The 14,715-nt window shown below is 66.5% G+C and carries 10 protein-coding genes; 6 read left to right on the top strand and 4 right to left on the bottom strand.

The window, feature by feature from the left end; genetic code table 11:
- Together ACFY9I_RS40155 and ACFY9I_RS40150 are read right to left on the bottom strand one after the other, a co-directional pair.
- Positions 1-210, bottom strand: a 210-nt coding sequence (locus ACFY9I_RS40155; RefSeq protein WP_391011861.1) for a hypothetical protein, incomplete at its 3' end; no start/stop codon positions are given.
- 9 nt (positions 211-219) lie between these two features.
- Positions 220-3,324, bottom strand: a complete 3,105-nt coding sequence (locus ACFY9I_RS40150; RefSeq protein WP_391011860.1) for an ATP-binding protein — start codon at positions 3,322-3,324, stop codon at positions 220-222.
- Positions 3,325-4,178: 854 nt separating this feature from the next.
- Here ACFY9I_RS40150 and ACFY9I_RS40145 point away from each other — a divergent pair.
- From ACFY9I_RS40145 to ACFY9I_RS40120, 6 genes are all read left to right on the top strand, one after another.
- A complete protein-coding gene (locus tag ACFY9I_RS40145; RefSeq protein ID WP_391011858.1) occupies positions 4,179-4,541 on the top strand; it encodes a transposase in 363 nt (120 codons plus the stop codon).
- Positions 4,542-4,714: 173 nt separating this feature from the next.
- Positions 4,715-5,476, top strand: coding sequence for a hypothetical protein (locus tag ACFY9I_RS40140; RefSeq protein WP_391011856.1), 762 nt, complete (start codon positions 4,715-4,717; stop codon positions 5,474-5,476).
- 746 nt (positions 5,477-6,222) lie between these two features.
- A complete protein-coding gene (locus ACFY9I_RS40135) occupies positions 6,223-6,672 on the top strand; it encodes a hypothetical protein (RefSeq protein ID WP_391011855.1) in 450 nt (149 codons plus the stop codon).
- A gap of 5 nt (positions 6,673-6,677) precedes the next feature.
- Entirely contained in the window at positions 6,678-9,149 is a 2,472-nt protein-coding gene (locus ACFY9I_RS40130) for a tetratricopeptide repeat protein (RefSeq protein WP_391011852.1), read from the top strand.
- A gap of 78 nt (positions 9,150-9,227) precedes the next feature.
- Entirely contained in the window at positions 9,228-10,604 is a 1,377-nt protein-coding gene (locus ACFY9I_RS40125; RefSeq protein ID WP_391011849.1) for a Helicase associated domain protein, read from the top strand.
- A gap of 191 nt (positions 10,605-10,795) precedes the next feature.
- Positions 10,796-11,884 carry a questin oxidase family protein gene (locus ACFY9I_RS40120; RefSeq protein WP_391011846.1) on the top strand — a complete coding sequence of 363 codons (1,089 nt, stop codon included), beginning with the start codon at positions 10,796-10,798 and terminating at the stop codon, positions 11,882-11,884.
- Positions 11,885-12,026: 142 nt separating this feature from the next.
- On the opposite strand, the gene ACFY9I_RS40115 is transcribed toward ACFY9I_RS40120, so the two are convergent.
- Both ACFY9I_RS40115 and ACFY9I_RS40110 read right to left on the bottom strand, forming a co-directional pair.
- Positions 12,027-13,682 (bottom strand): alpha-amylase family glycosyl hydrolase, encoded by a 1,656-nt coding sequence (locus tag ACFY9I_RS40115; RefSeq protein ID WP_391011843.1) that lies wholly within the window; start codon positions 13,680-13,682, stop codon positions 12,027-12,029.
- Positions 13,683-13,749: 67 nt separating this feature from the next.
- Complete coding sequence (locus tag ACFY9I_RS40110; protein ID WP_391011841.1) at positions 13,750-14,667, bottom strand: ABC transporter permease subunit; 918 nt, start codon at positions 14,665-14,667, stop codon at positions 13,750-13,752.
- Between the last annotated feature and the right edge of the window lie 48 nt (positions 14,668-14,715).

Here is a 14,715-nt window from a genome sequence, read left to right as displayed (position 1 = left end):
CGGAACCTTGCTCTGGTTCTCCGGAACCTTGCTCTGGTTCTCCGGAACCTTGCTCTGGTTCTCCGGAACCTTGCTCTGGTTCTCCGGAACCTTGCTCTGGTTCTCCGGAACCTTGCTCTGATCAGATTTCACATCGCCGCGGTCAGCTGAGCCAGCAGACGGCGAACTGTGGTTTCTGTCGCTCGATGAGGCATCTGTTGCGTCCCGCATCGCTCTTCCTTAATTAGGCGGGGATTCACTATGATCGATTTCGTTGAACAACTCGATCAATGCGCGTCTTTCTGTCCCTGGATGGCACCACTCCTCGGCCTCGAGCATCTGTTGCGCAAAGCAGAGTGCGACGCAGTCGGCAGTATCCTTCAACCTCGCTTGGAGCTCGGGCGGATGCCCCTTCTCGGGCATTTCGATCAACTGGTACGCGGCATCTAGGCAAACATCCCATATCTGATGTCGGCCTCCATCAGCGCGATCAGCGTCGCGCGCGCGTGCCCAGTTGCTAGCGAATCCGTTGGTCACTACAAGCTCAGCCACAGGTCCAGCACAGAGGCAAGGGGCTGGCCGGTTCCCCCAGATGGGTGCACACGCCAGATGGGGACCGTAGGTGCTTCCCCTCAGGTTCAGGAGAAGATCACGGAGCTTGAACGCTTCGTCATCAGGGTCATTTCCTTCCATGTACGTGGTCAACATCCGGTCGATCGAGTCACCAACCGCTGCCGCCTGTGTGTACGTCCAGCCCATGCGGGCTCCGCGGACATCGGCCAAGTGTTGGGCGCTGTGGCGCGCAAAGCAGGCGAAGATTGAGTCCCGTTCGAGCCAGGAGGGACGACGCGGCTCGACTGTGGCCAGGATGTCAGGCCACGTGCGCTGGAGGCCTTCGCGGCTCTCAATGGCGGAGAGAATGGCGCGCTTCAGGGCACGCATGACCTGGGGTGTGTCTGTGAGTCCTCGGGCTGTGGCGCATGCTCCTGGCGATTCCAGGCATCGGTGGTCGCAGTCGGCCGTGGGCAGCAGGTAGGCGACCCTGTCATTTGTGCTGCGCTGGGCCATGTGCTCTCGCACCTCGTGGTGGTGGGGCCAGGTTCCTGAGCCGCCCTTGGAGCGCGGAACCTGGAGTAGTAGTGGCGCGTCCTCACCAGTGGTGAAAATTGCTGCCCGTCCAATTGGCAGCGTGGCGAGGGCTACGCCTTGACGGCGAGTCATCACCATCGTGGCGCCCAGAGTCTGGCGGTCGTCCCCAGCGACAATCCGGTGCGCCACCTTGAGATTGGTGTTCTTGAGTATGTCGGGCGCCAGCTTGCTGGGGATCTGGTCCACGACGACGACACCTTGGCCGTACGCTCGGATCTCGGCGAGCAGATTGGTGAATGTCTCCACCGCTTTGCCTTGCACGTTTGCTTCGCCTTCTTGGGTGATCTTGCCTGCCGTGTTGGCGAGCAGCCGGTGTGCCTCTTCGATGACGAGTAGGTGCCGAAGCCCCTCGATGTCGCCTTGGGTGCGGCGGTGTTCGGCCAGTCTGATCATGACCAGGCCCATCATGAAAGCCTTGTCGTCGTCGTCTCCTATGCCCTCAAGCTCCAGGACAGTTGGCTGTCCGAGCAGGATCTCGATGGGCAGTGAGTAGCGGACGTCGAGCATCCTGCCCTTACCGCCGGTGCGCAGGCTGTTGAGGCGGGTTCGCAGTGCTGCCCGGAGGTCGGCGGTGACCCGGTCCTCGTAGCCGAGTTGCGGGACGAGCTGTTCGACTTTGCGCACAAGGTCGGTGAGGGTGGGGAACGCTGCCGAGGGGGCGGTGTTGCTGTCCAGACGCCTGTTTGTTCCGTAGGTGACGTCCCAGCCCCGATCTTCGTAAATGCCGTGCAGGCTGGCCTCGAGAACCTGCGGCAACGGCGCCCACATCCCGAAGCTGGCGTTGAACACCGATCGCAGCAGGTCGAGATGGACAGCGAGGGGGATGCCCTGGGGAACTTCGAAGGGGTTCAGCCGGAAGGGGGACACGGTCTCGTCGCCGAGGGTGAATACCTGCAGTGTCGGGCCGAGCTCAGCGTCGCGGAGGAGGGCGCGGTATTCGGTCTTAGCCGGCTCGAGGACAAGGAACGGGGTGTCACTGCGTGTGACCTGGCGCAGGAGATGGAAGACGGTGTTGGTCTTGCCTGACCCCGTGACCCCGGTGACAAAGGCATGGGCTATCAGCTTGTCCGCGGGGATGCCGTACGCCGTGGTGGTGACACGTTCGTGCTCGACGACCGTCCCCAGGTGCAGCGTGGTGCGCTCGCGCTCCTCCGGGGGCGGAACGGTGTCGAAGTCCGGGACCTGTGTGATGGCAAATCCGTTGGTTTCCAGGTTGGGGAAGTGTACGTAGGCGGCGAGTTGTGAGGAGGTGAGGAGCGTCTGGTGCTGGAATGGGTGGTGGTAACTCCCGGGGGAGGGCTCATCAGCGGGGTCGTGCATGGCCCACCAGGTGGCCATCGCCGGTGCCTCGCCTCGGTCCCATACGCGCACCGGCTCCGGCAGTGAGTACTCGCCCGAGAAGATCCCGCGCCAGAGACTGGCGAGAGGGCGATAGATGTCGGAGTCCCCCAGCAGGTAGACAGCTGTGCGCCAGGCTCCAGTGCCCTGGCTATCTGCGAGACTTTTGAGTTGCAGATCCAACAAATCGCCGTAGGTGTCAGCGAGCGGGCTGGGTATGCCTGCGAGTTTCGTTGCAGTCTGCACCGAGCGCTGTTCGTTGATCAGTTGCAGCCGGAGGTCGCGGATTAGGGCCTCGTTGACGGGCTGGGCGAGGACGAGCGCCGACCACGGGGAACCGGTAAGTGAGCGCAGCAGCCGGTCGAGGGGAAATTCTCCGTCGAAAACGTCGGGTGGTTTGGCGGTAGGGATGCCAAGAGCCAGACCGCCGTGTTCCCAGTAGCGGTTTACCGGCTGGTCGGGGGTGATGTCGATGGAGGGGTACAACGCCTGCAGTCCGGTTTTCAGAAGGCGCTCGTTACCTTTGACTGCCTGTGACGAGGCACCGGACGGGAGCCAGGTGCCGATGTGCAGGGCAACATGGCCTGGATCCGCAGTGACGAGAAAGCCCAGAGGCACCCTGTAGTTGGACAGTCCCACGATCAGATCACGCGTGATGGGACTGCCCCCGGTGGGAGGTCTCCCCTTCTCGTCGGAAGGTCGTCCTTTCTCGATCCGGCCGATGCCCTCGACCCGAACGACCGAGCGGAGATCAGGAGGGGCTTCGGTACGTCGCGCCTCGGGGCTGAAGGGCGGCGGCTGGAAGCCTGTGCGCTGGAGGTAGTCCAGGTCCTCCGACGTTAGGCCCTCAATCGTCATCACAGCCTCCCGCAGAAACACGACATGGAAGTTGAGTGTGGAGCGCCCGCGAGTGGTTGTTCATTAGCCTCCGTAGACGGAGTCGACAATGCCCCAGAGGATGAGTGCGCAGAAGAACACAATAAAGAAAGCCACACCAACCTTCTCGATCTTCGATATCCCTTCGCGCGCACGCCCGCCCCTGTCGTGACGTTCTCCACCTCCCGCGCCCGGAAGGTACCCGCCTTGCTCTTTCCGCGTGCCCGCGCCCAGTCGCCGTCGTGGATCGAACCCTCGACCGCGTACCCGCGCATCTCGACCGGGACGAGCATTCCTCGCTTCCCGGACTGGTCGTACCGCTCCAAGCGAAAGGTCCAGATCTCCTTGGAAGACTGCTGCTCAGAGCGCACCTGCAGACCCTGCACTTGTCCCTCGACCAGCTGCATGGGGCCAGCAGGCTGCGACGGTGTGCCGTCGGCTGCCTGATGCGTTCTGTCACCACTTGACGACGGGGAGCCGTGCCTCTGGGTAGGGTTCCAGCTGCCGTCGGCCGGCTCCCCACCGGTAACCGCGTGGCTGCTCAAAAAGCGCCTGCAGTGACCACATACTTGAGCCGTCGGGGCCACTCCAGCGCCGCAACTGGGGCATACGGCCATCAAATTACCTCATCAGCCTCATACCGCATTGCCTTATTCAATTCTAGGACAGATCGAGCATCCTGGCGCTGTGATGACTGGCGCCAGGCATTCCCTTCAGGGTGCGCGTGCATCGTGCACTCCACCGTTCGCTACACAGACCCCACTGCGAAGTCACCACCCGCACCCCCGCCCTCGGTCAGGACCGTTCCCAAGCCCCGGCGTGTGGTCCGCTGGATCATGACCGCCCCCGACCGGCTCCCAGCGGCGGACGCCACCGAGCTCAAGGAGATCCGCACCGGCTGTCCACACCTGGACCTCACCGTCCGGCACGTCCGCGACTTCGCCGCAATGATGCGAGACCAGAATGCCGAGGCCCTCCCCGCCTGGATGGACCGGGTCAAGGCCGACGACCTGCCCGCCCTGCACTCGCTGGTCAAAGGTTTCCACCGCGACCTCGACGCCGTCACCGCCGCCTTCGCCACCCCCTGGAGCTCGGGTCAGGTCGAAGGTCACGTCACGAGAGCCAAGCTCCTCAAGCGCATGGGCTTCGGCCGCGCGCACCTCCCGCTTCTCCGAAAACGCATCCTCCACAGCCCATGACTGTGTCGGTCACAAGATCTCCGGCAGAGCCCGTAATTCCCCAGGCTGCCGTCCCGTCGTTCCGGAGGGGTGTCCGGGGCCAGCGTGCCTGAAGGCGGCCCGAACTACCGCCCTGAGCGGAAGCCACGCGAATTCACCTGACAGTTGCGAGCCAGCTTCGCGATCATTGGCCGATGACCACGAGACCGGACCTTCTCAGTCTGAGCATCGCGTGCCCTCCACTCGACGAGGGCGGCGTGGAGGTCCGCCCGATCGTCAATGGCCGGGATCTTCTGGCCGAGGTGGTCCCCGGTGGCGTGGGAGGCTCCCGGTACCTGGGAGTAGGCCCCAGGGATCTGCTGGGCCAGGACGGGCCGTTGCATCCCACGGCGACGCCCCACGAGGTTCGTCTCGCTTGGTCCGGGTGCGGCGTGGAGGAGTGCTGTGGCGCGCTGTACATGACGGTCACGCGTAACGGGGATCATGTTGTCTGGGCGGGCTGGCGCGACCTGGCCAATCAAGACTTCGACCTGCCGGAGCTTCGGTTCACCGCAGGCCAGTACGAGGCCGAGGTCCTGCGAGCCGGAGAGGACCGCAGTTGGGAGTGGCCGGCAGGAGCGGTTGCGCGGCTACTTGAGGCGGGGCTGAGGGGACGCGGGGACTGGCTCGTCAGGTGGGACTGTGAGTTGGAAGGCGTCTGGGCCTCCCGCAAGGAACCCGATCGAATTCACGTCGTCCTGATGCATCCCCGTAACCGGGCCGATGCAGATCTGCCCTGGCTCCAGTTCGGGATGACCCTCCCGATCTCTGCGGACGCCCCATCGGTCCAGGCCGAGTGCCTTGAAGCGCGGCTGACCGCGGGCGATCCCCGTGCCACCGCCGAGGTCTGGGGAGGTTCGCATGATGCCGAGCAACTGGGCTACCCATGGCCGCCCGTCGACCCGGTGTTCATGTGAACGGCAGGGAGAGGCGGGGTTGGGCCTTTCCCTGCCGTTGGGTATCCACTCGCAACCGCCATCCCCATGGGGAAGCGTGACCGTGCGGGGAATTACGGGCTCTGTCACAATATCTCCGACAGAGCCGAATTGCCTGACCGTCGACACGAGGATAGGAGCGGAGACGGTGGGGCGAGAGACCTGATCTCTGGGGGCACGTTCAACGGTCCCGTCTTGATGGGACGCGAGTTCTCTTCGATAGCCCGGATGTCGGAGAAACACGCTCTCAGCGAGAACTCGACCGCCTGCTACACGACTCCGGTGACGACGAAGGCGCGGAAGACGGCCTTAAAGCTCGCCGTCAACGCTGGTGACCGACAAGCCCGGCATACTCTCGCCCAGCTCTACGAAACAACCGGAGACCGCACTTGGCAGAAGACCCGCGCGGCAAGCCGCGAACGAGGGCGACGCACGCATCCTCACCCGTCTCGCGCGAAGGAGAGGCCGAAACGACCCCAGGTGGCAACAGCTACTCCGTTACGGCATGGAACCCGACGGCACCGTATCCGCCCCATGGACGCCATAGTCACCAACACCGTTGCGTTGATCTTCTGCGGCGGTTCCCCCGTCTCGAAGAACGCGCCCCGGTCTGTCTGTGGACGTTGTCGGGCCCAGGACAGAATTGCAGGATCGGCGCCCTCTGCAACCGCGGCCTCGCATAGCGTGTCCATTCCTGGTGAAACAAGAGATACCGAGGGTGGTACAGCATGGACCCGATTTCAGCAGCGTTGCTCGCGGCGCTAGCAGGGGGCGCCGGCGGCGAGCTCGGACGGCAAGCCTGGGTGGGGTTGACCACGCTGGTGCGCCGCCCGTTCACACATGGCCAGGATGAATCCGCACAGGCTCCAGCCGTCAGTTCCGGGGAGACGGAGCTGGTCAGGCTTCAGGAGGCCCCCGGGAATGTGGCGCGTGCGCAGGCGCTGAGCACCACTTTGGCGGTGCGGGCCGCGGTGGATGCAGAGTTTTCTTCCGGCCTGCAGCAGTGGCACGAGCAGGCGAAGCTCGTGCGTACCGGCGACGGTGACGTCCACAACACGATCAGCGGCGGCACCCAGCACGGGCCGGTACTGCAGGGCCGGGACTTCTCCGGCTTGTCCTTCACCACCCCTCCTCCTCCGACCATCCCGGAAGGCGAGACGCGGTCCACGCAAGGCTGAGCGGGATGGCCGACGAGAACGAGAACGTGTCCAACACCATCAGCGGCGGAGTGTTCTTCCACCAGGTGATCCAGGGCCGCGACATCACCGTGGTGCTGCCCCCACAGGTCACGCCAGCGCTCTCCGGTCTCCCCGCTCCCTCTCCCACGTTCACCGGACGCGACGCACACGTAGAGGAGCTGCTTCACGCACTGGCCCCCCGCGAGGAGCAGCATGCCGTGCCACAGCCGTCGCGGATAGCGGTGGCGGGCCTGGCAGGTGTCGGCAAGACCGAACTGGTCGTCCAGGTCGCCGCGCGCGCCCTGCGCGAACCGGACTGGTTCCCCGGCGGAGTGCTGTTCGTCGACTTGTTCGGCTACGACGCCGGACGCCAACTCTCCCCTGAGCGGGCTCTGGACGGGTTTCTGCGCGCTCTGGGCATTCCCGGCGAACACATCCCCGACGGCCTGCAGGACCTGCAGCGCCTGTACCGCAGTGTGCTGGCTGCCCTCGCCCACGAGGGACGGCGAATCCTCGTGGTGGTCGACAACGCCTCCGGCGCCGACCAGGTAGCTCCTCTGCTGCCCACCGACGGGATAACCGCCGTCCTAGTCACGTCCCGCCACACCCTCGACATCGACGCCCGCCTGCACGATCTGAACGTTCTCGACACCGACGTGTCCATCGCCCTGTTACACCAGGCCCTACTGCAGGCCCGCGGACCCGCCGACACCCGCGTCCAGGACGCCCCCGAATCAGCCGCAGCCATCGCCGATCTATGCGCGGGCCTGCCCTTGGCCCTGCGTATCGTCGTCGCTCTGCTCGCAGACACTCCAACCCGCCCCCTGGCCTCTCTTGTCCAAGCTCTCCAGACAGAGCACTCCCGACTGGACCGGCTACGCAGGGAAGACCGCGCGGTGCGCGCCGCCTTCGACCTGTCCTATCAGCGGCTCAGCCAGGCTTCAGCACGCCTGTTCCGCCTGTGCCCCCTCAACGCCGGTCCGGACCTGTCGACAGAGAGCGCCGCTGCTCTCGCCGACCTGGATGACTACACGGCCGAGGAGATCCTCCAGGATCTGAACCGTGCCCATCTGATCGAGACTTCGGGGTCCGCCTATGGACGCTGGCGCATGCACGACCTGGTCCGCCTCTACGCCACCGACCATTTGAAGCAAGAGAGCCGCGAGGAGCAGATCGTGGCCAGCTCCCGGCTCCTTGAGCACTACCGGACCATGACATCGGCCGCCGGCTCGCACCTCGCCCCCACTGCCGGTGGTCCGCCCTCCCCGCTCTTCGCCGACCGTGCGAAGGCCCTGGAGTGGTTGGAGAACGAGCGGGTCAACCTGGTCGTCACCGTGGCCACCGCTCACGAGACCGGGGCTGCCGCCACGGCAGTCAGCCTCGCCTTCAGCCTTGCCGCGTTCCTCGAACAACGCCGGAGCTTCGCCGACTGGACCGCCATAACCGCCACTGCACTAGCCATCCTTCAGCAGGCCGGCGATCACCAGAGCGCAGCCCAGGCTATGGTCCACCTCAGCATCACCCAGCGGGAGCTGCGGCATTTCGACGTAGCGGTCCTGCTCCTGCAGATGGCTACTGACGCCTTCGCCGAGGTCGGCGACCGGCACGGCCGCGCCATGGCACTGGATGCCCTCGGCGTCGCTCGGCGAGAGATGCGCGACTATGACGAAAGCATCGATGCCCATACCAAAGCTGCGGCCGCCTTCGATGAAATCCAGGATCTCCGTGGTCGGGCGCGGGCCCTGAACAACCTCGGCTCGACCTGGCGGGAGATGCACCAGCCCGGCGAAGCCATCCCTCTCCTGCGCGAGGCCCTAAGGATCATGCAGGCCCTCGGCGACCACCGTGGCGAGGGCATGGCTCTGATCAACCTAGGTGCCGCCCTAGGGGAATCCAGGGAGTTCGAGGAAGCCATCGCTCTGTATGAAGAAGCCATCCCCCGTCTCCGCGATACACACGACCGGCACGGCGAGGCCCTAGCCCTGCACAACCGCGGAGACGCCCTGCAGCACGTGCAAAGATTCTCCGAGGCCATCGCAGACCACCGCAAGGCAACAGACATCTTCGAGACGGCCCAGGACCACCACCACCTGGCCAATGCGCTGGCCAGCCTGGCCAGCGCCTACTCAGGGGATGGGCAACACGCGGCCGCAGCAGAAATCTCCGCTCAGGCAGTGGAGATCCAGCGCCGGTTTGTACGAGCTGACCCCGCGGTGAATGCACCGGAACTCGCCCGCACTCTGTGCCTGGCCGCCTGGGTCCGGCGCAACGGACAACATGACCTCTCCACAGCGCTGACCATGGCAGAAGAGGGCGTTGCGATCTACGCCGATCTGGGCGCCGAAACCTCGCCCGTCCTCAGCGCCCACTTCCGCATGGCACTGGAACTCCAGGCAGACATTCTCGACCTGCTCGACCGCCACCAGCAGGCCCTCGGCATCCGCTGCAAGGGCCAGCACCCTGGTAGGGGTGCGTGACCCAGCAGCAGTCCCCAAAGCAAACGTGTCTCACACTGCCAGCACCTCTAGATAATCGACACATCCCACTGCGACTCCGTGTACTTCGCCGACGTACGCGGCTCCATGCCCGACCTCGTCCAAGCCGTCGGCCGGGCACTGCGGATGCAGCCCGGCGAAGGCAAAACGGCGTCGCTGGTCGTACCCGTCCTGCTCGGGCCCGGAGAGACGGCCGACAACATGCTCACAAGCCGGGCGTACGGTGGACTGGCGAAACTGCTCGAGGCACTCCGCGCACACGATGCCCGCATCGTCGAGCAGCTCGCCGAGCAACAAGCACCAAGCCGTGTCAGGGGTGTGCAGAGTCGCAGCGGAGAGCACGAGGGCCAGAGCGACCGAAGCGACCGACTGTCAGTGCCGGCCCGGGAACTGCTGAAGTTCAGCACGCCGCGCGACTCAGCACAGCTGGCAGCGTTCATCAACCTCCGCGTCCTCAACCCCGAACACCAGCACTGGCGACGCGGCATCGAAGCCGCCGCCATCTACACCCGCCAGCACGGCGACCTGAAAGTTCCGTTCACCTACCGCGTGCCCGAGAGCGGAGACCAGAAGGCCGAACCGGAGGGGTGGCCGGCCTCTCTCGCCGGATTTCCACTTGGGCAGTGGATCGCCGACGCTCGGAGGTTCTACGCCCGCGGGGACATGGACCAGGACCGCATCGAGCAGCTGGAGAAGCTGGGCATGGTGTGGTCGCACTTCGACGTCGCCTGGGAAGAGGGCCTGGCCGCCGCGCGCGGATGGGCGTCCGAGGCGGGCCACCTCCTGGCCCCGCTGGACGCCACTCACCAGGGGTACCGGGTGGGCATCTGGTTGAAGAACGCGCGCGCCGCCGCCCGGAAAGCCGCCGCAATCGAGCAGCAGCGTGCCGAAGGACTGCCCGTGGAATCGTCGGCCGGCGCCCTGTCGCAGGACCGCCGGGAGCAGCTGGAGGACATCGACCCGTCATGGTGCCCCACCTGGCCCGTGGAATGGCAGAGGGCCTTCCACCTCACCCGGCAGCACCTGGAGCAGGGCGGTGAGCTGCCTACCGAACCGGGCGACGTCGTGCACCAGGGCGAAGACCTCGGGCGGTGGGTCAAGTCGGTCCGCTTCGGCTGGGACAAGCTCACCAGTGTCCAGCAGTGGCTGTGCGAGCAGGTTCTCGGGATCGAGCCCGCGACCGAGGACGAGAAGCCGCCCCCGCGCCGTACGCAGGCCGACAAGTGGGATCTGAACTACTCGGCCGCCAAGCAGTACTACGAACGCGAAGGGCACCTTCGGGTTCCGAGGAAACACGTCGAGACGATCGTCGGCGAGGACCAGGAGGAGCGGGAGCTCCGGCTCGGGGCATGGATCAGCAACCAACGCAGCAGGGCCACGACGCTCGCCCCGGAGCGCGTGGAGCAGCTCTCCCACATCGGCATGCGATGGACATGATGGTGGGCAGAACCGGCCGCTAGTTCGGACCTGCCGTGAGTCTTTTGCGCTGCCTCAACGAGTCGTTGTGCCTCAGCGTGAGGCACTCATGATGGGTCTCCCGTTGCACAGGCTAAAGACCGAACTTAAGTCTGCAGGCGTACGTCTCAAGCCCGTTACGTCCGGTCGTCGCGGTCGCTAGCGTCGGGATCATGGACACCACCGGGACCCTCGACGAAGCTCTCCAGCGACTGCACGACTACGGCCCTGAACGCGACGGTTGGTTGTCCAACCACGGTCCGATGGCGGTGGAGGCGTTGGTCCGCAACGGTCACGCGTCCACCGTGCACCGCTGGCTGGACTACTACCGCGACAAGCTGGAGGACCTGCCTCGCGCCACCGATCCGATCACCGAGAAGGGATGGCAGGAGGCGTTGGGTGATCCCCGCCGGATCGGCGACTGGACGGCGCACTTCGTTCGCCAGACCGCCGACCGGCCGTGGCGCGCGGTGTTGGTGGAGTGGTGGCCACGCCTGCTGCCGGGCATAGCCGCCGGTGCCACCCACCCGGTGATCCGTGTCGGCCATGCCGTCCGCACCCTCCTGGACGACGACCACGGCAACGACGCGGGTGCCGGGTCGAGCGCCGACCCGCGTATCGCGGAACTGGCCCATGGTCTCGCCTACTGGGCGGCCCGCAGCCTGCCGACGCCCGGCGGCGCTGCACCGGGCGGCACCGTCGGCCCGGGCAAGGCACTCGACGGCATCCCGTTGATCGCGGACCAGGACGGGGGCTTTCGTGACGGCCTCGCACAGCTGGCCGGAACGCCCGGATGGACGGCGGCGACCGCCGCACTCCGCCCGGCAGTGACACCTGAGGAGGCCCGCGAAGTGCTGGCAGAGCTCGTCCGGGCAGCCGCATACCGCTACGCCACGCACGGCCACCTCAGCCCCATCATGCTGGTGCACGCCGCCACCGCGCCCAACGCCGTGCTGCGCACCCTGCCCGCCCTGCCGCCCGCGCTGTGGGCACCGAGTCTGAACGCCGCCTGGACAGCGAGCGCCGCGGTGACCGCGCTGTACTCAGCAGCCACCCCGGCGCCGGCGTCCGAACTGCCGAAGGTCCCTACCGGATCGGTGGTGGGCGCCGCACAGGAAGTCTTCGCACGCGCGGCGGAGCACGGCGACGAGCACGTGGTGAAGTTCACCGACACCGCGCTGGACGTAGCCGCCACTACCGGCAGCACCGGCGCGCTGGTGGCCGCAGCACGGGCCTGCGAACTGATTGGCCCGATTCCGTAGCGGAAGCCGACAACTCCATCGTGCTCCTGGAGATGGACCAGGGCCTGTCCGATCGGCGGGGAGTGAACACGGACAGGCCCTGGCGTATGTGGGCGCGACTGGGCGCGGGGGACATCGGACGGGGTGATTCCGTCGCCATCCGTCAGTCCCGGTGCAGCAGGACCGTGGTGTCGGGGAGCAGCAGCCCGTCCTTGGTCAGCGGTGCTGACGCGATGAGGGGGCTGCTGGCGTCGGGGAGCGGCGTCGGCTGGTCGGTGAGGTTGACCGCGCACAGCAGGCCGTTGCCTCGTTCGAAGAGGAGCGTGCTGGCGGGGCTGTTCAGCCAGCGGAACTCCTCACCCCGCAGGCCCGGGTTGGTGCGGCGCAGGCGCAGGGCGGAGCGGTACAGCTGGATCATCGACGTACGGTCGGCCTGATTGGCCTCGGCTGTGTAGAACTTCCACTGCTCGGGCTGGGGGAGCCAGGGCGTGGCGGAGACGGACGTGCTGAAGCCGAAGGGCGGCTTATCGCCCGTCCAGGGGAGCGGGACGCGGCAGCCGTCACGGCCTCGGACCGTGTGGCCGGAGCGTTCCCAGGTGGGGTCCTGAAGCACCGACTCGGGGAGGTCTTCGACCTCGTACAGGCCGAGTTCCTCGCCCTGGTAGATGTAGGCGCCTCCGGGCAGGGCCAGCATCAGCAGGGCTGCCGCTCGGGCTCGGCGGGTGCCGAGGGCCAGGTCGGTGGGGTGGCTCTGGTCGCGCAGCGGGGTGGTGACGCCGGTGTGGGCGCGGCCGTAGCGGGTGACGTGGCGGACTTCGTCGTGGTTGGAGAGGACCCAGGTGGCGGGGGCGCCGACCTTCGCCAGATCGGTGATCGTGCGGTCGATCACCTCCCTTAGCTTGTCTGTCTCCCAGGCGCACTTGAGGAAGTCGAAGTTGAAGGCGGTGTGGAGTTCGTCGGGGCGGAGGTAGTCGGGCAGGCGGCCGGGGCGGACGTGGGCCTCGGCGACGAAGACGCGGGGGTCCGGGTAGCTGTCGGCGATGGCACGCCAGCTGCGGAAGATGTCGTGGACGCCCTCGCGATCCCAGTGCGGGTGGTTCTCTTGTTTCTCGTCGGCGATGACGGAGAATTCTGCCAGACCCAGGTCCGGGAGGGCCGGGTCCTTGGCCATGCCGTGGGCGACGTCGATGCGGAAGCCGTCGACACCCAGGTCGAACCAGAAGCGCAGGATCGACTCGAATTCGGCCCGGACCTCGCCGTTGTCCCAGTTGAGGTCGGGCTGTTCCGGGGCGAAGAGGTGGAGGTACCACTGGCCGTCCGGCGCGCGGGTCCAGGTGGGGCCGCCGAAGGCCGCGTGCCAGTCGTTCGGTGGCAGGGAGCCGTTCTCGCCTCTGCCGTCACGGAAGACGAACCGCTCTCGCTCCGGTGAGCCTGGCGCCGCCGCCCATGCCTCCTGGAACCAGGCGTGTTGGTCGGACACGTGGTTCGGGACGATGTCCAGAATCACCCGCAGCCCCAGCTCGTGCGCCTCGGTGATCAGCTTTCGGGCCTCGTCGAGGGTGCCGTAGGCGGGATGGATGTCGCGGAAGTCGGAGACGTCGTAGCCGCCGTCGGCCAGCGGGGACGGGTACCAGGGGTTGATCCAGATCGCGTCGACGCCGAGGTAGGCCAGGTACTGCAGGCGGGAACGGAGGCCGGCGATGTCGCCGGTTCCGTCGCCGTCTCCGTCCGCGAAGCTGCGTATGTAGACCTGGTAGATGACCGCGGAGCGCCACCAGGAGTCCGTCGCGGCGTCGTTCGTGAGGGTTGGGTTGCTCATGGGGCTCGGTCCTGTCGGAGTACACAGACGCGCTGCTGACGGATGATCGCTCGGGGCGGCGGCCCGGCTAGCCCTTGGTCGCGCCGGATGTGCCGCCGCGGACGAAGTGCCGCTGGAAGGCGAAGAACACCAGGGCCACGGGGATGGTCATGAGCAGGGTCGCCGCGAGTTTGAGCGGGTACTGGTTGCCCGAGCCGAGCTGGCCGGAGACGAGTGAGGCGACCCCGGTGGTGAGGGTGTTCAGTTCCGGGCTCTGCCGGGACACGATGAAGTGGCCCAGTTCGTTCCATGATCCCTGGAACGACAGGATGGTCAGGGTGATGAGGGCGGGCCGGGCCATCGGCAGCACGATGGACCAGAAGGTTCGGAAGGTGCTCGCGCCGTCGATGCGGGCTGCTTCCTCGACGCTGACGGGGATCGACTCGAAGAACTGCTTCATGATGAACACCCCCGCGGCATCCGCGAGAAGCGGGACGATCATGCCCGCGTAGGAGTCGTACATCCCGATCTGGTTGAGGACGAGGAATTTCGGGATGAGCAGGACGACGCCGGGCACAGCCATGACCGCGATGACGGCGGCGAACAGTGCGCTCCGGCCGCGGAAGCGCAGGCGGGCCAGTGCGTATCCGGCGAGGGAGTCGAAGAAGACGCGGCCGGCGGTGACGAGGAGTGCGACGACGACGGAGTTGGCGAACCAGCGCGGGTAGTCCGCTTCGGCGAGCCGGCTGAAGGCCGCTGTCGTGAAGTGCTGGGGCCACAGCGAGAGCGGGTTGCTGGTGGCGTCCGCGTCGGTCTTGAAGCTCGTCGCGAGCTGGATGAGGAAGGGGTAGATGTAGAGCAGCGCGACGACGACGAGAGCCGTGTAGCCGAGCGCTCGGGCGAGGGCACCGCCGCGGCGCGTGCGGTTGCCTGAGCGGCGGGTTGGGTGCTGCTCGACTGTGTGCGCCGCGGTGTCCGCGTCGGCGAGCTTGTGCTGTGGGCTCATCGCGTGCCTCTGTTGTGGACGTCGGCTGTGGCCGCCGGGGCGGTTGCG

This window comes from Streptomyces sp. NPDC012510 (genome assembly GCF_042955065.1).
Taxonomy (GTDB): Bacteria; Actinomycetota; Actinomycetes; order Streptomycetales; family Streptomycetaceae; genus Streptomyces.
The sequence above is the reverse complement of the archived record's forward strand: the minus strand, read 5'-3'. Positions and strand labels throughout refer to the sequence as shown.